The organism is Pseudomonas putida, assembly GCF_001636055.1.
Lineage (GTDB): Bacteria > Pseudomonadota > Gammaproteobacteria > Pseudomonadales > Pseudomonadaceae > Aquipseudomonas > Aquipseudomonas machongensis.
Window position 1 is genome coordinate 3,011,078 of record NZ_CP011789.1, and the last position, 23,023, is coordinate 3,034,100.

Annotated in this window: 31 protein-coding genes and 4 pseudogenes; 17 read left to right on the forward strand and 18 right to left on the reverse strand. The window is 59.1% G+C overall.

Annotated features, from left to right (window positions below; genetic code table 11):
* Window positions 1-13: 13 nt before the first annotated feature.
* Both AB688_RS13325 and xth read left to right on the forward strand, forming a co-directional pair.
* Window positions 14-256, forward strand: coding sequence for a hypothetical protein (locus tag AB688_RS13325; protein WP_063544652.1), 243 nt, complete (start codon window positions 14-16; stop codon window positions 254-256).
* On the forward strand, window positions 253-1,050 hold the full coding sequence (gene xth, locus AB688_RS13330; protein WP_063544654.1) for an exodeoxyribonuclease III: 798 nt from the start codon (window positions 253-255) through the stop codon (window positions 1,048-1,050). Before AB688_RS13325 ends, xth begins: the two co-directional genes overlap by 4 nt.
* 29 nt (window positions 1,051-1,079) lie before the next feature.
* Here the strand turns inward: xth and AB688_RS13335 are convergent, their stop codons facing one another.
* Window positions 1,080-1,571: a DUF1543 domain-containing protein gene (locus AB688_RS13335; RefSeq protein WP_063544656.1), complete on the reverse strand. Its 492-nt coding sequence runs from the start codon at window positions 1,569-1,571 to the stop codon at window positions 1,080-1,082.
* Window positions 1,572-1,812: 241 nt separating this feature from the next.
* On the opposite strand from AB688_RS13335, the gene AB688_RS13340 reads away from it, so the two are divergent.
* Window positions 1,813-2,403, forward strand: coding sequence for a hypothetical protein (locus tag AB688_RS13340; RefSeq protein WP_063544658.1), 591 nt, complete (start codon window positions 1,813-1,815; stop codon window positions 2,401-2,403).
* Window positions 2,400-2,795: a hypothetical protein gene (locus tag AB688_RS13345; RefSeq protein ID WP_063544660.1), complete on the forward strand. Its 396-nt coding sequence runs from the start codon at window positions 2,400-2,402 to the stop codon at window positions 2,793-2,795. The genes AB688_RS13340 and AB688_RS13345 overlap by 4 nt, the downstream gene beginning before the upstream one ends.
* 117 nt (window positions 2,796-2,912) lie before the next feature.
* Here the strand turns inward: AB688_RS13345 and AB688_RS13350 are convergent, their stop codons facing one another.
* Window positions 2,913-3,377, reverse strand: coding sequence for a hemerythrin domain-containing protein (locus AB688_RS13350; RefSeq protein WP_054893723.1), 465 nt, complete (start codon window positions 3,375-3,377; stop codon window positions 2,913-2,915).
* A gap of 376 nt (window positions 3,378-3,753) precedes the next feature.
* On the opposite strand from AB688_RS13350, the gene AB688_RS27025 reads away from it, so the two are divergent.
* Window positions 3,754-3,894 carry a hypothetical protein gene (locus tag AB688_RS27025; protein WP_176717975.1) on the forward strand — a complete coding sequence of 47 codons (141 nt, stop codon included), beginning with the start codon at window positions 3,754-3,756 and terminating at the stop codon, window positions 3,892-3,894.
* Here AB688_RS27025 and AB688_RS13355 read toward each other — a convergent pair.
* The 5 genes from AB688_RS13355 to AB688_RS13375 form a co-directional block, all read right to left on the reverse strand.
* Entirely contained in the window at window positions 3,891-4,334 is a 444-nt protein-coding gene (locus tag AB688_RS13355) for a DUF421 domain-containing protein (RefSeq protein ID WP_063544662.1), read from the reverse strand. The genes AB688_RS27025 and AB688_RS13355 overlap by 4 nt on opposite strands.
* A gap of 9 nt (window positions 4,335-4,343) precedes the next feature.
* Window positions 4,344-4,796: a hypothetical protein gene (locus AB688_RS13360; protein WP_081255233.1), complete on the reverse strand. Its 453-nt coding sequence runs from the start codon at window positions 4,794-4,796 to the stop codon at window positions 4,344-4,346.
* Between the two features lie 66 nt (window positions 4,797-4,862).
* Window positions 4,863-5,366: a CinA family protein gene (locus AB688_RS13365; protein ID WP_054893726.1), complete on the reverse strand. Its 504-nt coding sequence runs from the start codon at window positions 5,364-5,366 to the stop codon at window positions 4,863-4,865.
* 167 nt (window positions 5,367-5,533) lie between these two features.
* Window positions 5,534-6,391 carry an SDR family oxidoreductase gene (locus AB688_RS13370; protein WP_063544666.1) on the reverse strand — a complete coding sequence of 286 codons (858 nt, stop codon included), beginning with the start codon at window positions 6,389-6,391 and terminating at the stop codon, window positions 5,534-5,536.
* 87 nt (window positions 6,392-6,478) lie between these two features.
* A complete protein-coding gene (locus AB688_RS13375; protein ID WP_063544668.1) occupies window positions 6,479-7,018 on the reverse strand; it encodes a type 1 glutamine amidotransferase domain-containing protein in 540 nt (179 codons plus the stop codon).
* Between the two features lie 19 nt (window positions 7,019-7,037).
* Between AB688_RS13375 and AB688_RS26805 the strand changes: the two genes are divergently transcribed.
* Together AB688_RS26805 and AB688_RS27030 are read left to right on the forward strand one after the other, a co-directional pair.
* Entirely contained in the window at window positions 7,038-7,190 is a 153-nt protein-coding gene (locus AB688_RS26805; protein ID WP_155738204.1) for a hypothetical protein, read from the forward strand.
* 59 nt (window positions 7,191-7,249) lie between these two features.
* The gene (locus tag AB688_RS27030; RefSeq protein WP_172964773.1) at window positions 7,250-7,408 is read left to right on the forward strand and encodes a hypothetical protein; all 159 of its coding nucleotides are present in this window, start codon (window positions 7,250-7,252) and stop codon (window positions 7,406-7,408) included.
* 52 nt (window positions 7,409-7,460) lie between these two features.
* Here the strand turns inward: AB688_RS27030 and AB688_RS13380 are convergent, their stop codons facing one another.
* Window positions 7,461-7,670, reverse strand: coding sequence for a general stress protein (locus AB688_RS13380; protein WP_051096970.1), 210 nt, complete (start codon window positions 7,668-7,670; stop codon window positions 7,461-7,463).
* A 301-nt stretch (window positions 7,671-7,971) separates the two neighbouring features.
* On the opposite strand from AB688_RS13380, the gene AB688_RS13385 reads away from it, so the two are divergent.
* Entirely contained in the window at window positions 7,972-9,054 is a 1,083-nt protein-coding gene (locus AB688_RS13385) for a M28 family peptidase (protein WP_063544670.1), read from the forward strand.
* Window positions 9,055-9,112: 58 nt separating this feature from the next.
* Here AB688_RS13385 and AB688_RS13390 read toward each other — a convergent pair whose 3' ends face one another.
* Complete coding sequence (locus tag AB688_RS13390) at window positions 9,113-10,900, reverse strand: thiamine pyrophosphate-requiring protein (RefSeq protein WP_063544672.1); 1,788 nt, start codon at window positions 10,898-10,900, stop codon at window positions 9,113-9,115.
* A gap of 144 nt (window positions 10,901-11,044) precedes the next feature.
* Here AB688_RS13390 and AB688_RS13395 point away from each other — a divergent pair, with 144 nt between their 5' ends.
* On the forward strand, window positions 11,045-11,569 hold the full coding sequence (locus AB688_RS13395; protein WP_063544674.1) for a cupin domain-containing protein: 525 nt from the start codon (window positions 11,045-11,047) through the stop codon (window positions 11,567-11,569).
* Window positions 11,570-11,667: 98 nt separating this feature from the next.
* On the opposite strand, the gene AB688_RS13400 is transcribed toward AB688_RS13395, so the two are convergent.
* Complete coding sequence (locus AB688_RS13400) at window positions 11,668-12,996, reverse strand: SDR family oxidoreductase (RefSeq protein WP_063544676.1); 1,329 nt, start codon at window positions 12,994-12,996, stop codon at window positions 11,668-11,670.
* 303 nt (window positions 12,997-13,299) lie between these two features.
* Here AB688_RS13400 and AB688_RS13405 point away from each other — a divergent pair, with 303 nt between their 5' ends.
* From AB688_RS13405 to AB688_RS13415, 3 genes are all read left to right on the forward strand, one after another.
* Complete coding sequence (locus tag AB688_RS13405; protein WP_054893733.1) at window positions 13,300-13,518, forward strand: hypothetical protein; 219 nt, start codon at window positions 13,300-13,302, stop codon at window positions 13,516-13,518.
* A gap of 149 nt (window positions 13,519-13,667) precedes the next feature.
* Window positions 13,668-14,375, forward strand: coding sequence for a DUF72 domain-containing protein (locus AB688_RS13410; protein ID WP_063544678.1), 708 nt, complete (start codon window positions 13,668-13,670; stop codon window positions 14,373-14,375).
* A gap of 72 nt (window positions 14,376-14,447) precedes the next feature.
* Window positions 14,448-14,672, forward strand: a complete 225-nt coding sequence (locus AB688_RS13415) for a hypothetical protein (protein WP_063544680.1) — start codon at window positions 14,448-14,450, stop codon at window positions 14,670-14,672.
* A 195-nt stretch (window positions 14,673-14,867) separates the two neighbouring features.
* Here AB688_RS13415 and AB688_RS13420 read toward each other — a convergent pair whose 3' ends face one another.
* The 3 genes and pseudogenes from AB688_RS13420 to AB688_RS27170 all read right to left on the reverse strand — a co-directional run.
* Entirely contained in the window at window positions 14,868-15,329 is a 462-nt protein-coding gene (locus AB688_RS13420) for a type II toxin-antitoxin system YhaV family toxin (protein WP_063544682.1), read from the reverse strand.
* Window positions 15,329-15,646, reverse strand: a complete 318-nt coding sequence (locus AB688_RS13425; RefSeq protein WP_063544684.1) for a type II toxin-antitoxin system PrlF family antitoxin — start codon at window positions 15,644-15,646, stop codon at window positions 15,329-15,331. The genes AB688_RS13420 and AB688_RS13425 overlap by 1 nt, the downstream gene beginning before the upstream one ends.
* Window positions 15,647-15,900: 254 nt before the next feature.
* Window positions 15,901-15,990, reverse strand: a pseudogene (locus AB688_RS27170) (DNA-binding response regulator); the annotation flags it as partial.
* Window positions 15,991-15,992: 2 nt separating this feature from the next.
* On the opposite strand from AB688_RS27170, the pseudogene AB688_RS26275 reads away from it, so the two are divergent.
* Window positions 15,993-16,217 (forward strand): annotated as a pseudogene (locus AB688_RS26275) (creatininase family protein); the annotation flags it as partial.
* A gap of 97 nt (window positions 16,218-16,314) precedes the next feature.
* Here AB688_RS26275 and AB688_RS27390 read toward each other — a convergent pair.
* The 4 genes and pseudogenes from AB688_RS27390 to AB688_RS13440 all read right to left on the reverse strand — a co-directional run.
* Window positions 16,315-16,413, reverse strand: a pseudogene (locus AB688_RS27390) (transposase); the annotation flags it as partial.
* A gap of 52 nt (window positions 16,414-16,465) precedes the next feature.
* A complete protein-coding gene (locus tag AB688_RS13430) occupies window positions 16,466-16,897 on the reverse strand; it encodes a RidA family protein (protein ID WP_231100328.1) in 432 nt (143 codons plus the stop codon).
* Window positions 16,898-17,179: 282 nt separating this feature from the next.
* Window positions 17,180-18,514, reverse strand: a complete 1,335-nt coding sequence (locus tag AB688_RS13435) for an acetamidase/formamidase family protein (protein ID WP_063544686.1) — start codon at window positions 18,512-18,514, stop codon at window positions 17,180-17,182.
* Between the two features lie 559 nt (window positions 18,515-19,073).
* On the reverse strand, window positions 19,074-19,583 hold the full coding sequence (locus tag AB688_RS13440) for a ferritin-like domain-containing protein (protein WP_063544688.1): 510 nt from the start codon (window positions 19,581-19,583) through the stop codon (window positions 19,074-19,076).
* A 190-nt stretch (window positions 19,584-19,773) separates the two neighbouring features.
* Here AB688_RS13440 and AB688_RS27175 point away from each other — a divergent pair.
* From AB688_RS27175 to AB688_RS13455, 4 genes and pseudogenes are all read left to right on the forward strand, one after another.
* Window positions 19,774-19,955: pseudogene (locus AB688_RS27175) on the forward strand (manganese catalase family protein); the annotation flags it as partial.
* A 160-nt stretch (window positions 19,956-20,115) separates the two neighbouring features.
* The gene (locus AB688_RS13445) at window positions 20,116-20,325 is read left to right on the forward strand and encodes a hypothetical protein (protein WP_063544690.1); all 210 of its coding nucleotides are present in this window, start codon (window positions 20,116-20,118) and stop codon (window positions 20,323-20,325) included.
* Between the two features lie 21 nt (window positions 20,326-20,346).
* Window positions 20,347-20,589, forward strand: a complete 243-nt coding sequence (locus tag AB688_RS13450; protein ID WP_063544692.1) for a hypothetical protein — start codon at window positions 20,347-20,349, stop codon at window positions 20,587-20,589.
* A gap of 54 nt (window positions 20,590-20,643) precedes the next feature.
* Window positions 20,644-21,396, forward strand: a complete 753-nt coding sequence (locus AB688_RS13455) for a gamma-glutamyl-gamma-aminobutyrate hydrolase family protein (protein ID WP_063544694.1) — start codon at window positions 20,644-20,646, stop codon at window positions 21,394-21,396.
* 548 nt (window positions 21,397-21,944) lie between these two features.
* Here AB688_RS13455 and AB688_RS13460 read toward each other — a convergent pair.
* Window positions 21,945-22,859, reverse strand: coding sequence for a LysR family transcriptional regulator (locus AB688_RS13460; RefSeq protein ID WP_054893748.1), 915 nt, complete (start codon window positions 22,857-22,859; stop codon window positions 21,945-21,947).
* Between the last annotated feature and the right edge of the window lie 164 nt (window positions 22,860-23,023).

Sequence of the window (23,023 nt, forward strand, 5' to 3'; positions counted from 1 at the left end):
ACGAGGCGTCATCATGAGCATCGAACGCAGCTTTCCTGAACTTGAAGCCTGGTACGCACAGTACGACGACGTCAGTTACCGGCGCGAGTCGCCGGATGCCTACCACCATGAACTGGTTCGCACCGCCGAGGCGCTGCGTGACGATGGTGCCATCGACTGGGATGACTGGCTGGCGCTGAAGGCGTTGGCCGATCAGGCCCATGTCCGGGCACTGGAAGACGCCGTCCAGGCCCACGTGAATGACCCTGACGCATGAAAGCGCTGAAGATTGCCACCTTCAATATCAATGGCATCCGCAGCCGCCTGCCCGCGTTGTTGGCCTGGCTGGCGCGGGAGCAACCGGACATCGTCTGCCTGCAGGAATTGAAGGCGGCCGATCAACAGTTTCCTCGCGAGGCGCTTGAAGCGGCGGGTTATGGCTGCCTTTACCAAGGGCAACCCTCCTGGAACGGTGTTGCAATCCTGGCGCGCGATAGCGAACCACTGGAGGTCCGTCGTGGGCTGCCCGGCATGGAGGACGATGAGCAGAGCCGCTATCTCGAAGCTGCGGTGCAGGGCGTGCTGGTGGGCTGTCTGTATCTGCCCAATGGCAACCCGCAACCCGGCCCGAAGTTCGAGTACAAATTGCGCTGGTTCGAGTGCCTGATCAAGCATGCCCAGGCACTGCATGGCAGCAGCCATCCCACGGTGCTGGCGGGCGATTTCAATGTCGTGCCGACTGACCTGGACATCTACAACCCACGTTCGTGGCTCAAGGACGCTCTGCTGCAACCTGAGTCACGGGCGTGTTTCGAACAGTTGCTGGCGCAGGGCTGGGTCGATGCTGTTCGCCACCTGTACCCAGAGCAGCGCATCTACACGTTCTGGGATTATTTTCGCAATCACTGGGCACGCAATGCCGGACTGCGGATCGACCACTTGCTGCTCAATCCCGACCTCGCCCCCTTTCTGAAGCGAGCGGGTGTGGATGCCTGGGTACGCAACGAGGCCAAGGCCAGCGATCATGCGCCGGTCTGGATCGAACTGGGCAGCCGCCGCCAGCAACGTTAGCGGTCAGCGTTTCGGTCGACCACCGTCGCTCAGATGACGATGTAGTCGCTGCGCTGCAGCGTGCCTCGATGTTCGCCCTCGACCAGGTGCACGTAGCGACCGTCGACCAGGTCCACCGGCAGGCAGTCGTCGACATCCACCACTGTGTCGGTATGCGGCTTCAGCCAACCGGCTGCCATGCGTCGCTTGCCAATCTGCTTGGCGGCGGCCTTGTCGGTAGCCGTTACCAGCAAGTAGCGGTGATCCTCGCCAAACACGCCAGGTGCGTAGCCTCCCAGGTTCAGCAAGAACAAGCGCATGGCGCCGGGCGGTGGTGCGGCGTGGCCGAGCTCGACGCGATAGCCATCCACACCGTGGACTTCCAGCCAGGAATCGATGTGCAAGCCTTTAGGGCTACCGAACCAGGCGCTGCGCAGCTGCGGGTAGGTCTGGTCGAGCGTGTCGGCGTGGGCGAAGACCACGTCGTGGACTTCGATGCTGGCTCGAGGATGTCTTCCTCCGAGCATGACAACGTAGAGCATGGGTGAGCCTGTGGTACGGGTCAGGGGGGCATATGTTGGCATAGCGCTTCGTTGATTGCTCGGCGGTATGCGGGCTTCGTCAAGTGATGCTCGCAGCATGCTGACGCCGCAACCATGTGTGCTCCCGCTCACAGTCGTCGACACTTGATTTGACGTAACCCTGTCAGGCAACTAGCTTTCCATGCCTACTTCCTCCGATGCTCTGCATCCGGGCGATAACACAGACAAGGACTGTTGCGTCATGACCATTTCCCTCAAGCACGGGCTTGCGGCATTTCTCTGCTGCGGTGCAGTTACCGCACAAGCCGAACCTTCCTCGGTCGGCGACTACTGGCTCATCCACCAGCAAGGCGGCATGTACAAGAACGAAGCCTTCGTCGTCGATGGCGAGCCTGCCAATATCTTCCAGCGCCCGGGCGGTATCCGTTCGCTTGGGGTATTCAGGCTTTACGAAGAGGGCGCCAAGCCGACCATGACCGCCTATGACGTCGAGGTCGATTGCGCCAAGAATCGTGTGCGCCTCAAGGGTGCGCAGAACGTCGACAAGTTCTACAACGATATCCGGCCGGTGAAGGTCTCCACTCAGTGGCAGAAGAAGCCCGAGACGTGGTTGGCGCAGAGCCGTGACTTTCTTTGCCAGCCAAGCCAGCGCCAGGCCAAGTTCATGATTCCGATGGGCAAGATGCTGCCCACCCAGATGGTGGCGACCGCTCCAGGCCTGTTCCAGTTGCGTAACCGAGAGCATGGCAGGGACCTCATCCTGAAGATGGTCGATCAGGCCTTCGACCAGATGCCCGCCCGGAATGCACCTGCCAAGGAGGTGGTGCGATGAAAACACTGCTCTCGCTGATGATCACCGCACTGCTGCTCGTCGGCTGCTCTGCCATTCCGACCCTGCCCGAAGCCCAGGCCCGCAGTTACTGGAAGAACCGCCCGGTGGCCCAGGCGGTCGATCACTTCGGTACACCCAGCGAGATCGCGCTGGCACCGGAGAAGGACTGGGTGGTGCTGATCTATCGCCGCGACACCTCTTATGTGTCGCGTGAAGCGCTGGGTACCTACACCGGTCCGCAGAACGGCCAACTGGTGCATACCGAGTATTGGGGCGATGTGGTCAACTCGGCCAGCTGTGAAATCCGCGTGGCGGTCAATCGGGCCAGGCAGGTGGACTACCTGCTGACTCGGGGTCGCTGTGGTGGCATCAAGCTCACCCCCAGCGCCTGAGCAAGCCAGCTCGGGGCTCTCAGACCTGCTGCCTGAGCCGTTGCAACTGCTTCCCGGGACACAAGCTCGATGAGAAATTCCCTGCCAGCTTCATCAGGCTGGCAGGGAGTGGCCCCATCAGGCGGCCCGCTGCTCGCCCTTGAGCAACTTTTTCTGGGTTTCCATGGTTTGCCCGAGCTGTTCCAGCATGTCTTTGCCAAGGAGTTTTTTGGCGGTCGGGAAGAGCTCGCCTTCTTCTTCCTCGATGTGATGCTCCAGCAGCTCTTTCATGACCTTGACCCGACCGGCAAACTCAACGGTGCCGGTGTCAGTGCCGAGAAGGTCAGGGATGACGAGGGAGTCGACAGTGCGGTGCTCCTCCTTGGCCTCGTAGTACATCTTCGCTTCTTCCTTGCCCCCGGCTTCCTTGATGGCCGGGTAGAGGATTTCCTCCTCGAGCGCCGTGTGAATCTGCAATTCCTGCTCGATTCTCTGCAGTAGCTCGGCACGTTTTTTCACGGCTCGCTCTGTGGTGGCGGACAGTTCTTCAAGAAGCTTCTTCACCAGCTTGTGATCCTGAATCAGCAAATCGATAGCGTTCATGGCGTTACCTCATCACGGGTTGAGAATACAAAACTTGCCTGGGGTTGAGTCACGGCGAAGCGGCGGGGTTCAACGTTCACGATGGGTGGCATCAGCGATCCAGGCACAGATCAGCGATGACCAGCGCTGCCCGATTAACAGCCAGGTGGATAAGGTCTTGTGATGGGTTGCCAAGTAGAAGGAATTTAGGCGTGGCGTGGAAATCATATGTCATGCGAGAGACATTGAATGCGCCAGATCCTTTCACCCACCCTCAACTGAACAAGAACAAAAGGGGGCTTACATGAGTTGTCTAATCTGCGCTGGTCAGGCTGAGTCCGTCGAATGCATCAGCGGTTGGGAGGAGCGGCGATGCTCCCGATGTGGTTGTTACCGGATGTCCCATTCACTCATTCTGATGATGATGGAAGAGGGGCAGATTTTCGATGCCGAGCGTATGCGCGAGTGGTTGATGTCCCATCGCGACAGGATGCCCGTTCCCAGCATCGATCATGCCCAGGCGATATGGGTGCTTTAGTCGGCTGGAATGATCGAGATCTTGCCATTGCGCTCCACGATGGCAAATTTCACCTGCTCGATGTTCTCGATACCCTGGCTATCCCGCGCCGACTCAAGAATGTCGTCTTCCGTGAGGCGCGCGCGGCGCATTCGGTGATGCAGAAAGCGCCCGTTTTCGACGACCAGGGTAGCGTGCCCATCCAGAAGCCGCGCCAAGGGCTTGGAGTTGAGCTTCGCCAATGACAGCCCTACGTCGAGGACGATCAGCGTAGCAATCACCAGCATGGCGTTGGTGAACGAAAAATCCTCACCCAGCAGCGCCTGTTGAGTCGCCTCCCCAATAATCAGCAGCAAGACGAAGTCGAAGGTGGTCAGGTCGGCCAGAGAGCGTCGTCCGGCTACGCGGAATACCAGCATAAGGGCCAGGTACATCCCAGCTGCGCGGAGGATCGAATCCATGACGCACTCCTATGGGTAAAGGAATGTGGAGAAGTGGACAGCGCTTCGGGGGCCTGCCCTGACGACGCCCTCCAGGGTACCCACGTGATCACTTCGAAGCGTCAGGTACAAGGTGGCCACGCCGTCGTTGCGGGTACCCAGTTGCAGTAACAGGGCAGGGCCGTGCGACATCGAACGTTGCGGTTCCGGCTGCATGGTCTCGATACTGGCTGCGCGAAGTAAAGAGCCCTCGAGCTCTACCTCCACCGGCTGCCCAGGCTCGCCTCGAACAGTGATGTAGAGGTTGTCGGTCGTACCACTGCGACTGAGGCGCTGATACTCGACTTTGACACGACCATCCGGGCTGACCACCTCGGCATCGCTGAGCGGGCCGTTGCCGAACAGCCCCGCCAAGGCCAGCAGGACGATGATGACGAGTACATACCAGCCAACGCGCTCGAAGCGCCAGACGCGTTGCTGCATCGACATGTCTTCTTGAACAGGATTGCGTCTGGACGCCCATTCGTCTTCCGGCATGATCCCTTGCCCTCAGGCGCGCTCGCCGCGAAGCCAGCGTTGGTGATAGTGAGCAAGCCGCGTCAGCCCGAACAACGCTCCCTGGCGCATGACCTCAGACCGCTCACCGAAGAAACGTTGGGTACGGGTAAATACGGCTGTGGGCTCCCCGGCAAAAGCCCAGGCAAAGCACAGGGTGCCCGGTGGCACACCAGACTCAGGCGCGGGCCCCGCGACGCCGGTGGTTGCGATCGCAACATTGGCGTCGCTGTCTCTCAACGCCCCCAGCGCCATTTCCCAGGCTACTGGTTCGCTGGTCAGGCCGTAGCGTTCGATGGTTTCGGCGCTGACGCCAAGCAAGCGTTTCTTGGCGCTGGGGGAGTAGACCACATAGCCACTTTCCAGCACCTCCCCGGTGCCTGGCACCGCCGCCAGAAGCGCCACCATGCAGCCTGCCGTGCACGACTCTGCGGTCGTCAGGATCAACTTGTTGTCTTTGAGATAGCTGAGGGCAGTCAATACGGGTTCGCTTGCCATAAGACATGACTCGCTTGTTGTTGTGCGGTGGACGCAATCAAGCGGTGATTGGTTCAGCGCAATCGGTGTCCACGGCGCAAAAACCAGCACGTGAGGAGGGGTAGCACAACGCTGATTCCATCCCGAAAATCAGGAAGTAGGCTCGCCTTCGGCGAGCCTCTTTTTCGTCAGAGGATCGGTTTCCCGCCGGTAACAGCGTACCGTGAACCACTGATGTAGCTCGCCTCGTCGGAGCCGAGCAGCACGTAGATTGGCGCGACCTCCACCGGCTGTCCTGGCCGCCCCATGGGGTAGCTGGAGCCGAAGTTTCTTACGGCCTCGTCGGGCATGGTAGCCGGGATCAGAGGCGTCCAGATGGGGCCGGGCGCAACGCTGTTGACTCGAATCCCTTTCTTCCCTAGTAGCTGAGCCAACCCAGCCGTGAAGTTGGCAATGGCGCCCTTGGTCGTGGCGTAGGCCAGCAAACTGGGGGATGGGTCGTCGGAGTTGACCGAACTCGTGTTGATGATCGAGCTGCCCTTGGGCATGGAGGGTAATGCTGCTTTGCAGATCCTGAAGATAGCGGTGATGTTGGTATCGAAGGTTTTCACCCATTCGTCATCGCTGATCTCCTCCAGGGTCTCATGGGCCATCTGGAAGGCAGCGTTGTTGACCAGGATGTCTATGCGCCCGAACTGTTTGACGGTCTTCTCGACGATGTCATGGCAGTGCTGTTTCTGCGCCAAGTCTCCAGGGAGCAGAAGACATTTTCGCCCTGCTGCTTCGACCCAGCGCGCAGTGTCCTGCGCATCTTCATGTTCGTTGAGGTAAGCGATGGCGACGTCAGCACCCTCGCGTGCATAGGCGATGGCGACTGCCCGCCCGATGCCACTGTCAGCACCGGTGATGAGCGCAATCTTGCCTTCCAGGCGGTTGTGGCCGGTATAGGAGTGCTCACCACAATCTGGATAGGGCTCCATCTTGCGTTGTGAGCCGGGGACGCTTTGCGGTTGCGAAGGAAAGGGCGGCGTAGGGAAGTCTCGCATGGTAAAAGCTCCTGCGGTTGTGCTACGGATTTTTTAAGGCTGATCGTGTCAGCGCGCCTTGCCTTTTTCGGTGTGCTGAGAGAGGGCTCAACCGACCAGCATCTTGATCAGTTGCTCGTTGAATGCCGGGATATCGTCCGGCTGGCGGCTGGTGATCAGGTTGCCATCCACCACTACCTCTTCATCAACCCAGTCACCGCCTGCATTGCGAATATCGTCCTGCAGCGTCTTGTAGCTGGTCATCCGCTTGCCTTGGACCAGGCCGGTCGACACCAGCAGCCAGGCGCCATGACAGATGACCGCCAATGGCTTGTTTGCAGAGTCGTGGCTTTTCACCAGCTTCTGGGCGCCGGGTATCAGTCGGATGGTGTCGGAATTCTGCACGCCGCCCGGCAGCACAATGGCGTCATAGAGATCCAGGTGGGCACTGTCGAACGTTGCATCCACGGCAAACTCGTCTGCCGGCTTGTCATGGTTCCAGCCGCGTACAGTTCCCTCCTTGTCACTCAGGATGTCGACCACGGCGCCAGTTTTTTCCAGGGCTTCACGCGGGCCGGTGAGCTCTATCTGTTCAAACCCGTCAGTGACCAGGAAAGCCACGCGTTTGCCGCTCAGTTGCGCATTCATTGTGAATTCTCCGTTTACGATGGACCTGAAAGGGAAGGCCATTCCATCACCCGCGAAGTTCAAAGACGATGCTTCGAATCGCGTCAAGCTGACCAATGGGCAGCAATTGAAAAAAATTGCAGGCGTGATTGCTGGCGTGGCGTCGTATTTTGCCGCCTGGCGTTTCCTTTGAATTTTTCTCGTCCTTCGTCCCTCACAGGCACATGAGTAATATTGCCGGGAGGCTTTGCTATGCAACCAAAAACCGAAGGTCTTGAAGAGCACGGCCCAAGTGGTGTGCCGTTCATCAACGATCCGGAAAAACCGACTTCACCGCCTTTGAATGATGCTGACGCCACTGGTGCTGCAGAGGCTGAGGAAGACATCGAAGACGATGGCCAATCTCTCTGAAGAGCGCCAGGGCGAGTTCTCGCCCTGGCACCTTCAACATTGGCCAACGGCCTTAGCTGTTGCGACCGCCTCCGTGGCTGTTTTGTCCGCCCTTGCGGCCCGCCTCCGAGGCGCGTTCACGGTCGTTGGCAAAGTTGCCGCCCGAGGATTGGCCACCCTTGCGCCCCGCCTCGGACGCTTTCTCTCGGTCGTTGGCAAAATTGCCGGGGTTGTTCTGTGCAGTGCCGCCTTGATGCCCGCGATTGGTTTGGTTGTTAGCCATGATCTTTCACCTCATGTCAGTCACACAGGAAAGTCTGTGTTCAACTTCGACCGCTAGCCTGGTGGCAATCACTCCCACAAATTCGCATTCACCGGACGAAACGCGTGAAGTATTAGGCGCTTTATTTCATGTGTCCTAGAGCCTGTGCCGCAAGTAGCCTGCATCGCTACTCATCAGTCCTCTGGCATTGTTTCCACCAAAGGTGGTTGCTCAAAGAAATTCCCGCAATACCAGCCAATAGGCTGAACGCGGGCTGCTGGGGCAGGGTCAACAACTGGCGATGGAGTGAGGAGGGTGAGGGGTGGAAATCAATGCATTATTGACCGAGCTGCTGAATGCTCGCGGCCCTGGCGGCCAGGAAGATGAGGTACGGGCCATCTGTCAGCGCGAATTGGCTTCTTTCTGCGACGATGCGCGTATTGACGGGGCTGGCAATGTCGTGGGCGTCGTTCGAGCGGGGCATTCCCGTAATCCAGAAGACGCCATCAGGGTCATGGCACACCTTGATGAGATCGCAATGATCGTCAAGAACGTCCGCGAGAACGGAACGCTGGAAGTTTTGGCCTTGGGTGGTGCTCAGCCGATCAGCTTCGGTGTCTGCCCTGTCGATATCCTTGGCGATGAAAAAAACCTGCCCGGTGTTCTGTCCTATGGCTCGATGCACAACAGCGGTCGGACTTCCAACGGGCGAGATGTGCTCGCAGGCAATGTTCAGTGGAAGGATGTATACGTAGTCACGCGCATGTCGAAGCGCGAGCTGCAAGGCGCTGGCGTGCGCCCCGGCACGCGCGTGGTGCTCAGTCAGCATTGGCGCAAACCGTTCACTGTCCATGACTGTGTGGCTGCCCATTTTCTTGATGACCGTGCACCGCTCACTGCGGTGATCGAGTGCGCCCGTTTGCTGCGAGCAAGGCGTGAGGAGTTGCAACAGGATGTGTGGTTCGTCTTGACCACGCTGGAAGAGGAATCCAATGCGGGTGCGCTCTACGCGGCAGCCAGGTTGCCGGGAGAGACCACCATTGCGGTCGAGGTCGGGCCGGTGCTTGAAGAATATGGAACGGAGCTGACGGCCAACCCGATCATCAATACCGGCGATCAGAAGGGATACTACAGCCGCACCGTGGTGCAGGCGCTGATGACCGCCGCTCGGCGGGCAGGGTACGTTCCCCAAACCGCATTGCTGGTAGATTTTGCATCCGATGCCAGCGCGGTGTTGAGTACAGGTATTGATGCCAAGGCTGGCTGCATCGCGATCCCGACCGAAAATACCCATGGTTTCGAGATGGTCCTGCTGGAAGGAATCTCGGCCTGTGCCGTCACGCTCGTCGAATATCTGATAGATCCGCATCCTGACAAGCGGTCCGACGCCTCATCCACAAGATGAGCGCCGCCCCGGATAGCTGAACCGCAACCCGCGCCTGAGCGCGGGTCTCGGGCAGGGTCTATTTTTTACTCGGCAGTACTGAACTGAACACTTGCTTGGCAGTCTGGACGATGACACCACCCTGATTCGGATCGCCATGAAGCAACGCGCTGGCGAACTTCTTCGCTTGCTCAAGCTTGATGTGGGGTGGCAACGGCGGGACGTCCGGGTCGGTCTTGAACTCGATCAGCACCGGTCGGTCGGCTGCCAGGGCGCGCTCCCAGGCGCTGGCAATGTCTTCTTCACGCTCCACATAGATGCCTTGCAGGCCAATGGAAATGGCGAACAGGTGATAGGGCACGTCCGGGATCGATTGCGAGGCCTCGAATTTGGGGTCACCTTCCATGACCCGTTGTTCCCAGGTCACCTGGTTGAGGTCTTCGTTGTTGAACACCGCGCAGATCCACTGCGGGTTGTCCCACTGGCGCCAGTACTTGGCCACGGTGATGAGCTCGGCCAGGTTGTTCATCTGCATCGCACCGTCACCCACCAACGCCACCACCGCGCGCTGAGGGTGGGCGAACTTCGCCGCGATGGCGTAAGGTACCGCCGCGCCCATGCTGGCAAGGCCGCCGGATAATGAGCACTGCATCCCTTGGCGGATCTTCAGGTCGCGGGCGAACCAGTTGGCGCACGACCCAGAGTCGCTGGTGACGATGGCGTGGTCCGGAAGGCGCGGGGAGAGTTCACATACCACGCGTTGCGGGTTGATCGGGTCGGCCTTGGCCAGCGCGCGCTTTTCCAGGGTCTTGTCCCACTGTGTGCGCCAGCGTTCGACCTTGCCGCGCCAGCGCCGCTCGCTCTTGTGCTGCAGCAAGGGCAGCAATGCTTGCAGGGTTTCGCTGGCATCGCCGACCAGGTTGACTTCCATTGGATAGCGCAGGCTGAGCATGTCCGGTTGCAGGTCGATCTGCACGCCACGGGCCTGACCTTCCTTGGGCAGGAACTCGGCATAGGGAAAGCCTGAGCCGATCATCAGCAAGGTGTCGCACTCGTTCATCAACTGGTAGCTCGGTTCCGTACCGAGCAAGCCTATGGCACCGGTGACCCAGGGCAGATCGTCAGGCAGCACGGCCTTGCCCAGCAGTGCCTTGGCCACGCCGGCGCCGAGCTTTTCGGCGACAGCGATGACCTGCTCAGTGGCCTGCAAGGCGCCGGCACCGACCAGGATCGCCACCTTTTTCCCGGCATTGAGCACCTCGGCCGCCCGCTGCAGGTCAGCGTCGAACGGCACGACCTTGGGCTTGCTGTAGCCGATGCCCGAATGCACCGTGCCGTGTGCCCTTGCCGGCTCCTGATAGGGCAGGTCCTGTAAGTCATTGGGCAGGATGATGGCGGTGACCCGACGTTCGCCGACGGCAGTACGCACTGCACGATCGAGCAGGTGCCGCACTTGCTCCGGGGTCGAGGCCTGCTGTACGAAGGCTCCGGCCACATCCTTGAACATCGACAACAGGTCGAGCTCTTGCTGGTAATGCCCGCCTAGCGCCGCACGCGCTTGCTGGCCGACGATGGCCAGTACCGGCTGGTGATCCATTCGTGCATCGTAGAGGCCGGTCAGCAGGTGCGAGGCGCCGGGTCCGGAAGTGGCGATGCACACACCGAGCTCACCGGTGAACTTGGCGTGAGCGCTGGCCATGAATGCGGCCATCTCTTCATGGCGGGCCTGGATGAATTCAATCTTCCCGTTGGCTCGGCTCAATGCACCAAATACGCCATTGATGCCGTCCCCCGGGTAGCCGAAGATGCGTCGAACGCCCCACTGGTACAAGCGCTCGACCAGGAAGTCGCCTACCGTCGTTGTCATCGTCTTCTCCCTATCTGTGATCAATAGGGTCTGGACTGGGCCGCGAAGGGTAAAGTTTCAACAGGTTGTAGGTGGTCAGCCCATAGGAACCTCGGCACGGGTATGGCTTCTCAAGGACATTACCAGCCTGATCAGGATGCCCTCATGATTGCCATCGACAGTAGCGCCCAGCCCATCCAGGCCTTGCGATTCGAGGACGACGGCGCGACACCCAATAGCCGTTTCCCCGTGTTGCTCTACCAGCTGAAACTTGCGCCTGCGCATGACAACGCCAGCGCGTTCGAGTCCTTGTTCGCCGCTCATCAGTGGACCCCGCTGTGGCGGGCCGGGATTTTCGACTACCACCATTTCCACCCCAATGCACACGAGGTGCTCGGCGTTGCCCGCGGCCAGGCTCGGCTCATGCTGGGCGGCGCAGCGGGTCAGGCGCTGACGGTCAAGGCGGGCGATGTTCTGGTTTTGCCGGCAGGGACAGGCCATCGTTGCATCTCGTCCAGCGACGAATTCCTGGTCGTGGGCGCCTATCCCCAGGGGCAGGAAGATTACGATACCCAGCGACCCGAAACCGGCGCTCACCAGCAGGCGCTGGCGCGTATTGCCCGAGTGCCGCACCCGGAGCAAGACCCGGTGACGGGCGTACATGGTGCGCTGATGAGGCTCTGGCAGTGATCAGCAGCAAACGCGTCAAATGAACGCCTGGATTTCCGCTTGAGAGAAACCCAGGCGAGATCAGCTGGCCAGCCGAACCTTTGCGTCATCAAGATCGTTCACCGGCGCCGACGTTGGGCATGGGTAATGACGAACCCGGCGAGGAACCCGATCACTGCGGCACTCAGCAACAAAGGGGTTTTGGCCTTCGGGGTTCTCCATCCGCCTTCGATACTTCGCCGACCAATCGGCGGTTCAAAGAGGTTGCCTGAAGACTTCGCTGCGCCAGGGCTACGGTTCAATCCCCAGCGCGTGAGCCATCCCGACAGCGCCGGTAACCCGGGCATCAGATAGCTGGCCAAATGCGCGAGGCGGGCGCTTGCACCGACAGTGGTGTTGGCGTGAGGTGAAATAGCGCAGGCCACCATCGCCTTTGCCACGAGCTCTGGATCGTAGATGGGCCCTGGCGGTTTGAGCGCATGGCCTGTGTAGTTGCCGCCATCGCGGAAGCCAGGGGTATCCATTACGGCTGGGTAGATGTCACAGACGTGGATGTCGGGGAATTCAGTGAGCTCGCCCCTGAGTGCCTGAGTGAGCCCGCGCAAGCCGAATTTGCTGGCTGAGTAGGCTGCGGCATAGGGTTGTGCAACCCAGCTCCCTAGCGACAAGGTGTTTATCAGCGTACCGCTGCCCTGTTTCTTGAAGTAGGGGAGCGCTACGTAGGCCCCTCGAAGGTAACCCACCAAGTCGGTCTGGATGACCTGCTCATGGGCTTCGAGCGGCGTCTCCTCGAAACTGCCCACCGCACCCACGCCCGCGTTGTTTATCCAGATGTCTATTCGGCCATGACCAAACTCTGCAGCACGTTCCGCCAAGGCGAGTACCTGATCGCTCTGGGTCATGTCGGTCGTTACGGCGACAGCATCGGTGCCGCAATCGGTGCATTCATCCAGCGTTTCGAACAACGCCTGCTCATCTCGTGCGGCCAGAACCAGACGCGCGCCTTTGCAGGCAAAGGCATGGGCTGCGGCGCGGCCTATGCCACTGGACGCTCCGGTGATCACCACCACCTTGCCGCGCAGCGGGCCTCTGATCGGCGAGCGAGTCAACGGGGGCGGCTCATCGGCGGGTGAAATGGGCTCGCTTATCGGCGCCGTGAAGGTCTCACTGGTTTCGATGCGCGAGAGCTGGAGGGAAGTACCGTCCACAAGATTCAAGGTCAAGTCGCTGATGGTGCCGGCCACCCGCCCAGGGAAAATGGGCTCGCCTTCAGCATCGAGACTGTCGTAGATGAATCGGTCGCCTTCCAGCCATCCGATAGCCGTCAGAAGCTCTGGGCTGAGGTAATACTTGCCGTCTTGGAAAAAGCCTGGGAACTGATGGGCGCGTTCAAGGTTTTCAACGCTGTACCGTTCACCTGGCTTCATGCCTGTTGCTTGATCAATCATGGTGCAAGCTCCCTAAAACGTGGGGGGTATGCAGGGGAAGGCTGTTAGGCGGGCAAAGTTCAGAGCAACTGGTTCAGTGGTGGTGTGATGCAGGCATGGATGACGTGACAAGCACTTCGAAGCTGGTTCCCTCGACAACCTGAGAGCATGGTGAAGGGGCAGGCGCAGCAGTTGGACCCCTGCGGTATGGCGCATTAAGCCGTTATGGCAACGCCAGTCGTCAATCGGGGTGAACGGAGGCAACGGAGTCAGGCTCAACCTGGAAGATTCGCTTCTCACTCCAACCGCCCTAGGACCTTCAAAATGCCCAGTTACCTGTACTTGATCAGCTATATCCTCGACAACCAGCCCGGTACTTGCGAGTTCCGCAGTGACCAGGAAGACCTGAGCCGCGAAGCTGCGCGCGAATACTTGCAGGGCCTGCATCGCAACGAAGCGTCTTCATTCACCGACGTGCAAGTGCAGCGTCTTGAGCATGACCACGAGCCCGGCACATCGCCAGGACACTACCAGCAACCCTGAGGGGTTGCCGGGATGAACGCGATAATCGAAATAAGCCAGGCAGAGCGCCGACTCGTCTCTGGCGCCTCTTGTTCGGCGCTTTGCGCTTATTGAACGACGACCTGCCTTGACGACTCCATTGCAGCAACACAGTGCTTTGGAATGCCATGATGATTCATCTGGGGTGCGCGGGCTGGAGCTTGTCCCGCCAGTACGCCGACGAGTTTCCGCTGCCGGGCAGCCACCTGCAGCGCTATGCCGCGCGGCTTGATGCCGTGGAGATCAACAGTTCGTTCTACCGTGCGCATCTACCTGCGACCTATGCCCGTTGGGCTTGCTCGGTTCCGGAACATTTTCGCTTCGCCGTCAAGCTGCCCAGGCTCATCACCCACGAGCTACGCCTGGAAGGTTGCGAGGTTGCGCTTGATGCGTTTCTTGGCCAGTGCCGGCAATTGGGGGACCGTCTGGGTTGCCTGCTCGTTCAGTTGCCGCCGTCGCTCGCCCATGATGCCGGGCGCGACCGGCGTTTCTTTGAAGTCCTGCGCGAACACTATGCCGGGCCGATCGCGGTCGAGCCCAGGCACGCCAGTTGGCAAGCGGCAATGTTGATCGACTTGCGTATTGCCCAGGTGGCGGCGAGCCCTTCACGCTTCGCTGCCGACGCACAACCCGCTGGCTGGCCTGGATTGGTCTACTGGCGCTTGCACGGCGAGCCGCGGATCTACCACAGCGAGTATTCCCAACAATACCTGCAACAGCTGGCTGAGCGGCTGCAGCGCAGCCACGCTGCAGGTGTAGATACCTGGTGCATCTTCGACAACACCGCCTCCGGTGCAGCACTGGGTAACGCGCTGACGCTTGAGCGGTATCTGCGCTGATGCAAACCGGATCAAACTTTTTGGCTGCATCAGGGCTCTTCTGAGAACACATTAGACCGCGAGGAACAGCCCATGAAAGCTGACGATGGCAAGAACGGCGACAAAGTCCCACGGCCGCTCTCTTCTGAAGAAGCACAGCAAGGCGAGCGGGTGCCAGGCCCGTTGCTTGAGCGCCCGGACCAGGATACCGAGGCGGTGGACAAGGTCATTACGCCCACGTCTATCAAGGAACAGGAGGAAAAGACGCGCCAGATCGAAAAGCGTCTGGCCGAGGTCGACAGGAAAGCCCGTCGCTGAATATCCGTGCAGGTGGCCGGGCGCTACGCCCGGTCGCGTCCTTTCGGCAGCGCTGAAGATGAACGGTTGATCGTTCTTACGCGCATAGCCGCCGCCCTTATTCGCTTGTTTACAGACTGAGTAAGATATTCATTCGCCTCCCGGAAGCACATCTTTTGGCAGTGGTTACGAGTGGACGATGCCAAAGCGTGCCGCTTACGCTTTGGGTTTGTCCCAGTCGCTACGCGTCGCAGCCGTCAGCGCATCCCAGTCATCAGGAGGGTTGCCGCGGCCCAGCATCTTTTCGAATACGGCGTAGGGATCGGTTTTGCTGCCTGCGGACCGTAGGGTATTTTCGTCGTTGACCCATGCATAGACGATCACCTTGGATCTTGAGTCGTAGCGAAAGAACAGCCGAAAGCGCCTACCGATTTTTGCCCGCCGCCAATGTCGGTAAGCGGTGCCGAGCGTGTTGCCTTGGCGGAACTCATCGCGGCCTGGGTCAGCAGGCACAGCCTCCAGGATCAGATGGCTCAATGCCCGAAACAGCTTCACGTTAGCGTTGCTTTCAAAACCTTGCGGGTCGTTCTGCTCGGCCCGGGCGGCGGCTTCTTGCAATTTGCGTAGCTGTAAAATCACACCTTCATGGAACAACAGTGTCCAGCCATGTCGCAGCATCAGAGCGCGACCTCACCATCGATATCTTCGTCCAGGTTTACGGAGTGCTTTGCGTTGGCGAGCATGGTTTGCGCCAAGTCTTCCGGCAGAGTGGTGAGGTTGCGGCCGCCTCGGATATCAGCCTCCAGCAAACCCAGGAACGCATTGATGGCAGGATCTTCGTGGGTGGTTTCTACGCGGTTGACCACGACCTCACCGCCTCGTACGTCGAATGCAATCTTGTCTCCAGTGCCGAGGCCTAGAAGCTGGCGAACTGACTTGGGCACAGTGACCTGACCCTTTGAGGTCAACGTCGCGATTTCGTGGATGGCAGGCATGAGTGATCTCCCGGGGCTATTGAACGGAGGGTAAGGAATAATCCTTACCATGTCAAATCTTGGTCTCCTGCTCATCAAGCGTAAGCGGGGCAGTCGCTCAACAGGATTGCCCTACCTTCCGGTAGCACTATTTCGCAGTTGGTTGAGCAACCTCTAGCGAGTGGTGTCGACTTGAGGGTTGTGCAGCACGGGATAATTCGTGCGTCGTTGAACGTGTGCTAGCTTCACCCCCACGCAACTCAAGGAATTTTGATCCCCAATGCATTGAGCAGGTGACGCGCTGTAGTGTCCAGCCGCCAGGCGCCAAACGCCAGCAACCGGTTGGCCTCGCTGACGATCAGATTGGCAGCACCATCTCGGTTTCCCCGGCACGATCTCGCTCAGACCATCGACCTTCATTGCCGCTATCACCGACTGGATCCGCTCGCTGGCGGTGCATGGCTTCGAGAAAATCCTCTTTCTCAATGGCCATGGTGGCAACGTGGCCTCGATCGAGGCGGCGTTTTCGGAAATCTACACCGATGCCAGCTTTGCCCTCCGACCGGCAGGGTTTGCTTTGAAGCTGTGCAACTGAGGTCTTCGGTACTGGGCTGGCTGAACCAGGGGGCCAGACCCAGTGTGATGACCGTCCTTACCAGGCTATCGACATTGTGCCCAACTCGGCAAAGAACGCCGCCGCGCTCCTGCTGAAGCTGATTAACCCATCGGCGCAGTGCCGACTCGAACAAGCCTTGCGAACGGGCCGCTTCGGCATGGCTGTAGCCTTGACAGTTAGACAGCTAAAGAGACGAAGGTCGAGCTCCTTGGCTCGGCCTTGGATTATTTATGTCGGTTTGCAACCGATGCGATCTCGACCTTCGCCCCTTTCGGCAGGCGTGTGATTCCAACAGTGACCCTGGCGGGATAGGCAGTTGAAAAATAGGTGCCATACACCTCGTTCATTTTGCCAAAATCTTCCAGGTCCGTGAGGTAGACGGTGGTGGACACGATATCGCTCATCTTCAGCCCGTCGACTGCAAGAATGGATTTGATGTTTTCCAGTGATTGCCGAGTCTGTGATTCGATAGTGTCATCTATAGGCAGGCTTCCGGTAGCCGGGTCAATTGGCAGTTGCCCTGAAAGATACAGCGTATCTCCAGCGCGAATCGCTTGTGAATAGGGCCCTATGGCGGCTGGCGCGTTTGTGGTTGTCACGACCGCATCGCCGCCAGGTGAAGTCGCAGCCGCTGAAAACTGGGAATGGAGTGCGATCAAGGCGAGAGCTGATATCCAGCCGGTGGGGATGCGTGCGGTCTTGAGTTTCGAGCGAATGATCATGGCAGCAACTTCTGAATGTTAGGGTAGGGCGCCAGCCAATTTCACTAGCGTATCCAGTTGGTTTCGATTTTGATCTGCCTGGTAAGTCTGTGTGTCACCGGGCCGATCAGACACGCTTGATGCCAAGGGGCAGGCCTTGGGGCGATACCGTCAACGGACGCTCCAGCAATGAATCGGTATCACCGGGCGCTAACGGCTCGGCCTCGGACTAGGCCACTACGCCAAATCGTATTTCTCACGCACCAGATGAGCGATGGCCATGCGTTCCAACACGCTCATGGGGCACAGAAAAGTCACGCGCACCGTACCGGGCAGGCGGCTGATGTCGATGGAGCCGGTGATGGTCGCGCGATTAAGTATTTCGTCATACGGCAGGCCAGTGACATTAGCGGCGCGCTGCAGGCCGTTTTCCACAGCCAGGTTGAGATTTTCGCCGCTGCCTATGAAGGTGATCGGACCGCTCTGCTCGATTTCCTGCTGGCCCCAGTGCTCGCTCAGCGCACGGACATCAGCGCGCTGACGGGCATTCATCGGCCGCGCCATCGGCGGCAGATCATCGATGTTTTGCAGGAGGATCGGACCTTCCAGCGTCAGGTTCTTCACCACCTCCACCACCACTTCGGTTTCCCCGGAGCAATCGGTGGCATGCCCAGCAATTTCACCGTTGCCCTGCTGGGCGTGCATGTCGCCCATGTACACCCCGGCGCCTGGCACTTTCACCGGGCAGATCAGCACACAACCCTCGCGGACCGAGTTGGTGTCCATGTGGCCATCGGTCTTGGCCGCGTGCAGCTCTTCTCTTGTCATACCGAAACGGTGCGGGGCGCTGATCAGGTACTGGCCGAAATCCGCGCAGTTATGGGAATCGGGCAAGTCTCGCGACGGCAGGGTGCCAATATTGCCGAGAAACGGCCGCATGTGCGCGGCGACACCAGGGATATCGGCGCGGGCTAGGGACAGGATCGAATGCTGGGCGGCGAATTCCGGCAGTGCTGACATTTCAGACGCCTTGCCTGCCAGACGATTGGCGATGTCCTGATTGACCGTCAGGCTGACCTGATTCTGCGCATCGAACACGATAACGTAACCATGGCTGAAGCGGAACGCACTGACTTCGGCGCCACAGTGGTTACAGCGAATCGAGTCTTCGCCGATGCCTTCGACATGGCTGGCTGGGTGTTCGGTGCCGCAATTGGCGCAGAACTTGGAAACGAACGGATCACCATTGTAGCGACCCTCGACGAACGACATGACCCCGGACGACGTGGCCAGGGAGGTGACGCGCATGGTCTTGATCTTGATCGCCACGGCATCGCCGATTTCAGCGCCTTCAATGGCCACCGGTTGCGTCACCTCATGGCCGCCCTCGAAGGCTGGGGTGATCATCGGTCCCCAGCAGCCCGGCGGCGTGCCGGTGATCAGGGTGCCGCCATCAGCCAGCGGGCCGAGCATAGCCAGGCTCGGCCCGATGATTCCATGGGTGTATTGATCGACCCGCAGGCGGTCGACCGGCGTGACATTGAGGGTGGAATCAGGAACAGGCGTTGTCATTGTGGTCCCCTTGGGAATCAGGCGCGAACGGCTGCCGGCTGAGGCAGCCCGAGAAGGGTCAAACAGCCTGCATAGTTCAGCGCAGCTTTGTATCTACTTTGTGTTCGGGGAAGCTGGGAAATTACGGGGACTGTATCGGAGGGCTGCGTGGATACATTGCGATACACTCAACAGAAGATCTCGTCGCGTCGGGCCGCGGTGCTTCTCTGCCGAATAAAACTTAATGCACGACCCTGCAACGGGAACACACACGGCTGTAGGAGCGAGCATGCTCGCTACAGGACTGCGGCTTGGCAGTGCCAGTCTTTGTATATTCAAGGAGTGCTGAACATGCTCGGAGCTTTTCTGCCCTTGGCCTCGCACCGGTAATAATCAAGCGGTCGGTAATGCAGGCATCTAATTGGGAGCTTAATTATTTATGTTGCATTACCAGTGTGCAATTTCGCATGCCTTTTTAACTATGCTCAAGCCGGCGCCATATCCTCTTTGAGCTTCTCATCTTCGGCCCTTTAATTGGTGTGTTGGGCCGCACGCATGAGCATGCGGCCGTGAGCGCTGCTCACCGTTTCGCTTCCTCCCCGGGTGTAGCCGAGCGGCTAAGGAACGCTCGAGTTATTTCGGGTAGGTGCTCCCTTAACCAGTCAGCCATGGCGATCTCTTCTTTCAAAATCGACCGGCAGGCTTCTGCGGTCAGCTCATCACCGGAGAAGTTAGCCGCTTCAATAAGCACGGTGTAAGAAGCGATCTCTAGATTTTCAAATACGTAACCGGACATCGCGCCCTTGACCACTTCATCGCTCATCGTCATGCCGCCCACAGCCTGTCCAAACGCCATGAGCTTTCCTGCCAGATCTTTCAGGGTTGAGGTGCTTCCTCCCAACCGTTCAATGCACTCAACTAGCAATCGCTGTTGCCCCTCGGTTTCGGTGATGTGCTGAACAATACGCTCGCGCAATTTTGGGTAATGCTCCAGCCGTTCCGCTTGTGCTTTAAGCATTTTTTCCGCTTGCTGTTCCATTGCGTGGGCGTCGCGCAACCAATCAAGAAGGTTCTCGGTAGGCTGAGTCATGATAGTTCTCCGTTATGCCAGAGTAATTGAGAATTTCTGTCACCAGCACGTGTTCAAGTGGCCTGACGAATGGTTTGGCGCGCAAACTATTTGGGTCGGCTTATTTGCGTAGCCGATCTGAACTTTGTCGCTTGTTCCGTTCGTTTTTGATTGCGCTTTGCACCCAATTCTTTCTTCAACACGCCTATCCACCAATAAGTATTTCAATATGTCGGGTGGACCAGACGGCGGGCCCCTTGGAATTAAGGGGAGGCGTGGGAGTACGTCGAAAATCCTTTCTCTGCCGTTGATGGTGGTGACGGCCCTGCTTCGGTAGAGCTGTCAGCCCCTGATCATTTGGTACTTGAAGCCATGAAGCTGCGGACCGAGTCGCCGTTGGGGGGCTGAAAGCCATAGCTCTAATGCCACGCACGTGCGGCCCATGCAACCGTTGTGGATACGCCAATCGTCAATCGGGGTGAACGGATGCCACTGCGTCAGGCTCAACCCAGTAGATCGCGTCTCACTCTATCTCTGCCGTGGGATCCTCAAAATGGCCAAATACCTGTACTTGATCAGCTACATCTTCGACAGCCAACCCGACACCTGCGAGTTTCGCAGTCAGCAGGAGGGCCTTACTCGCGAGGCTGCGCGCGAGTATTTGCAGGGTTTGCATCGTAACGAAGCGTCATCGTTCACCGATGTGCAAGTTCAGCGTGTCGTGCATGACCACAAGCCCGGCACATCGCCAGGACACTACTAGCAACCCTGACGGGTTATCAGCATGAACGCGATCAGCGGACAGATAGACCAGGAAGAGCGCCGACTCGTTGCGATCAATAGGTGGTTTCTGCGTTACGACGACGTGGAGCAAAGACGTGATTGCCCCAGTACCCATCATGAAGAACTGTTGCGTCAAGCCGACGAAATGGACCGCCTTGGATTGGTGGAGTGGCACGAATGGCGAGACCTGCGCAAGCTCGCAGACAGGGCCTTTCTCAAAGCAATTGCCGGTGCTGATTACTAGAGTGCAGCCATGCGCACCGGCTGCACCGACAGGAGACATGACTAGGGGGAGAAGATGTCACGGCTGCCAATAATCGGGGTGACGGCCTGTAGTTATAAGGTCGGCCCACATGCAGTGCAATTGAATGACGACAAGAATGCCCGGGCAGTAGCCACTGCTGCCAATGGATTACCGTTGATTCTGCCGATGTTTCCAGAGTTGCTGAACATCGCAGACATAATCGATGGACTGGATGGGCTGTTCTTCACCGGCTCACCGTCCAATATCGAGCCTCACCATTACGATGGCCCCCCGAGCCCGCCTGGTAGTAAAAAAGATGCTGCTCGTGATCACCTCACGCTACCGCTTTGGCGTGCGGCAATAAAAGAAGGACTGCCAGTGCTAGGCGTGTGTCGGGGTTTTCAGGAGATGAATGTGGCGTTCGGCGGCACGCTCGTTCAGCAGCTCCATCAACCTGGGGTAGAGCATGAGCCCCCAAGCAATGACCCTATTGAAGACCAGTACGCGCCTGCTCACAGGCTCACGGTACGATCAGGTGGGGTGTTACACGGGTTGGGGTTTCCCGAGGTGATCGAAGTCAACTCGGTACATGGGCAAGGTATAGAACGGGTCGGTGAAGGTTTGCGTATTGAGGCTGTGGCAATGGATGGCCTCGTCGAAGCGTTGTCGGTGGAAGACAGTCGCTCATTCGCCCTTGGGGTGCAGTGGCATCCGGAGTGGCAGGTGATGTTCTATCCGCAATATCGCGCGATTTTCGAGGCGTTTGGAGCCGCTTGCCGAGCTCGAGCCGCGCAACGGCTCAGGTAGTCTCCATCTGATCGGTCTTTAATCTGGACGGGCATTTTGCAATGCCAGCAACGCTGGGAGGAGATCCTCTACTGGGGGGCTTCAGCATCTGCCTCTGCCCCCCACTTTCATCAGACTGCAGCACTTGGCCGACTAGGGGACGGTTAGCGCGCCAGTGCAACCCATGCCGCGGCAATCAAGCGTTATCCGCCCGTCGGAGGGGGACGCGGATATGCAAAACCATTGATGAGTGCGTTCGTCAGAACAGTTGTAGAGTTGGTTCGACTCTCCACATCAGGTCTTCGGCCCGCCTCGCTGCGGGCCTTTTTTTCGGCTTCAGAAGGCCATAGCCTGGCGGCTCGCGGCACGTCAACCAACGGGCGGCATCGAAGCCGATCAATGCCCGCCCTGGCTTGGGTAGAACTCCTGGCCCCGCTAGTGATACTTACGCATGGCCTCAATGGCTTGGTTGGTGAGCGGTTCTGTCACCTCTCTGCACGAGTACATCACCAGATGTTCTTGGAAACGGCCCAGAAGAGCACGAAGCGCATGCGCGGTGACATTGTCCTCTAGAGGCTGTCAGGATCCCCGAAGAACATCTGTATCCGCGACCGCAACCACCGCTCCGCCGGGTCGTTGTCCTGCGCCCCACGCCAAGCCATGTGCAGTTCGAAGGTACGCACATCCAATGGCAGGTCTTCGGCGCGCAGGCCGCCGGCGGCGGTGAGGGTTTCTGCTGCATAGTCCGGTACCGTGGCGATGATGTCGGTGCCGGCGAGCAGGGTACCGAGGCCGTTGAACTGCGGCACGGCCAGCACCACATGACGCTTGCGACCGATTTCCTCGAGGGTTTCGTCGATGAAGCCGGAGAGGTCGCCGGCGAACGAGACCAGTGCATGCGGACGGGCGCAGAAGTCGTCGAGGGTGATGTTGCCCGGTACGCTGTCGGCGCGCAGCAGTTTCGGCTTGCTGCGCCGCAGCACCTTGCGCTTGGCGTTGGCCGGGAGGTCGGCGGTATAGCTCACACCCACCGAGATCTCCCCAGAGGCGAGCAGCGTCGGCATCAGCAAATAGTTGACTCGCCGTACCACCAGGACGATGCCTGGCGCTTCGGCGCGGATGCGCTTGAGCAACTGCGGCAGCAAGGCGAACTCGGCGTCGTCTGATAGACCGATGCGAAAGACCGAGGTGCTGGTGGCTGGGTCGAAGTCAGCGGCGCGGCTGACGGCGGTGGAGATCGAATCCAGGGCCGGTGAGAGCAGGGCGAAGATCTCGTGGGCGCGAGCCGAGGGCTCCATGCTGCGCCCGGTACGGACGAACAGTGGATCGTCGAACAGGTTGCGCAGACGTGACAGTGCCGCACTGATCGCCGGTTGGCCGAGAAATAATTTTTCGGCTGCACGGGTTACGCTGCGCTCATGCATGAGCGTCTCGAACACGATCAGCAGGTTGAGGTCTACGCGGCGCAGGTCGTTACGATTCATCGGTGCGTTTCGCCTTGCTCAGGTGGGTCGGGGTGAATATTAAGGCCAAAGGCTGTTACCCTGCACGGGTTTACGGGTGCCAATGCAGCGATTTGCCCGTAGCCCAATCAATGACAGGCATGTCGACTATTAACGGCCACTGATGGTCTAACGTGCAAAGCCCG

Bases quoted from the DNA above. Each gene is read 5' to 3' on its own strand.
- AB688_RS13325 (WP_063544652.1), top strand. From the start codon at position 14: ATGAGCATCGAACGCAGCTTTCCTGAACTTGAAGCCTGGTACGCACAG.
- xth (WP_063544654.1), top strand. From the start codon at position 253: ATGAAAGCGCTGAAGATTGCCACCTTCAATATCAATGGCATCCGCAGC.
- AB688_RS13335 (WP_063544656.1), bottom strand. From the start codon at position 1,571: ATGCTCTACGTTGTCATGCTCGGAGGAAGACATCCTCGAGCCAGCATC.
- AB688_RS13340 (WP_063544658.1), top strand. From the start codon at position 1,813: ATGACCATTTCCCTCAAGCACGGGCTTGCGGCATTTCTCTGCTGCGGT.
- AB688_RS13345 (WP_063544660.1), top strand. From the start codon at position 2,400: ATGAAAACACTGCTCTCGCTGATGATCACCGCACTGCTGCTCGTCGGC.
- AB688_RS13350 (WP_054893723.1), bottom strand. From the start codon at position 3,377: ATGAACGCTATCGATTTGCTGATTCAGGATCACAAGCTGGTGAAGAAG.
- AB688_RS27025 (WP_176717975.1), top strand. From the start codon at position 3,754: ATGTCCCATTCACTCATTCTGATGATGATGGAAGAGGGGCAGATTTTC.
- AB688_RS13355 (WP_063544662.1), bottom strand. From the start codon at position 4,334: ATGGATTCGATCCTCCGCGCAGCTGGGATGTACCTGGCCCTTATGCTG.
- AB688_RS13360 (WP_081255233.1), bottom strand. From the start codon at position 4,796: ATGCAGCAACGCGTCTGGCGCTTCGAGCGCGTTGGCTGGTATGTACTC.
- AB688_RS13365 (WP_054893726.1), bottom strand. From the start codon at position 5,366: ATGGCAAGCGAACCCGTATTGACTGCCCTCAGCTATCTCAAAGACAAC.
- AB688_RS13370 (WP_063544666.1), bottom strand. From the start codon at position 6,391: ATGCGAGACTTCCCTACGCCGCCCTTTCCTTCGCAACCGCAAAGCGTC.
- AB688_RS13375 (WP_063544668.1), bottom strand. From the start codon at position 7,018: ATGAATGCGCAACTGAGCGGCAAACGCGTGGCTTTCCTGGTCACTGAC.
- AB688_RS26805 (WP_155738204.1), top strand. From the start codon at position 7,038: ATGGACCTGAAAGGGAAGGCCATTCCATCACCCGCGAAGTTCAAAGAC.
- AB688_RS27030 (WP_172964773.1), top strand. From the start codon at position 7,250: ATGCAACCAAAAACCGAAGGTCTTGAAGAGCACGGCCCAAGTGGTGTG.
- AB688_RS13380 (WP_051096970.1), bottom strand. From the start codon at position 7,670: ATGGCTAACAACCAAACCAATCGCGGGCATCAAGGCGGCACTGCACAG.
- AB688_RS13390 (WP_063544672.1), bottom strand. From the start codon at position 10,900: ATGACAACGACGGTAGGCGACTTCCTGGTCGAGCGCTTGTACCAGTGG.
- AB688_RS13395 (WP_063544674.1), top strand. From the start codon at position 11,045: ATGATTGCCATCGACAGTAGCGCCCAGCCCATCCAGGCCTTGCGATTC.
- AB688_RS13400 (WP_063544676.1), bottom strand. From the start codon at position 12,996: ATGATTGATCAAGCAACAGGCATGAAGCCAGGTGAACGGTACAGCGTT.
- AB688_RS13405 (WP_054893733.1), top strand. From the start codon at position 13,300: ATGCCCAGTTACCTGTACTTGATCAGCTATATCCTCGACAACCAGCCC.
- AB688_RS13410 (WP_063544678.1), top strand. From the start codon at position 13,668: ATGATTCATCTGGGGTGCGCGGGCTGGAGCTTGTCCCGCCAGTACGCC.
- AB688_RS13415 (WP_063544680.1), top strand. From the start codon at position 14,448: ATGAAAGCTGACGATGGCAAGAACGGCGACAAAGTCCCACGGCCGCTC.
- AB688_RS13420 (WP_063544682.1), bottom strand. From the start codon at position 15,329: ATGCTGCGACATGGCTGGACACTGTTGTTCCATGAAGGTGTGATTTTA.
- AB688_RS13425 (WP_063544684.1), bottom strand. From the start codon at position 15,646: ATGCCTGCCATCCACGAAATCGCGACGTTGACCTCAAAGGGTCAGGTC.
- AB688_RS13435 (WP_063544686.1), bottom strand. From the start codon at position 18,514: ATGACAACGCCTGTTCCTGATTCCACCCTCAATGTCACGCCGGTCGAC.
- AB688_RS13440 (WP_063544688.1), bottom strand. From the start codon at position 19,583: ATGACTCAGCCTACCGAGAACCTTCTTGATTGGTTGCGCGACGCCCAC.
- AB688_RS13445 (WP_063544690.1), top strand. From the start codon at position 20,116: ATGGCCAAATACCTGTACTTGATCAGCTACATCTTCGACAGCCAACCC.
- AB688_RS13450 (WP_063544692.1), top strand. From the start codon at position 20,347: ATGAACGCGATCAGCGGACAGATAGACCAGGAAGAGCGCCGACTCGTT.
- AB688_RS13455 (WP_063544694.1), top strand. From the start codon at position 20,644: ATGTCACGGCTGCCAATAATCGGGGTGACGGCCTGTAGTTATAAGGTC.
- AB688_RS13460 (WP_054893748.1), bottom strand. From the start codon at position 22,859: ATGAATCGTAACGACCTGCGCCGCGTAGACCTCAACCTGCTGATCGTG.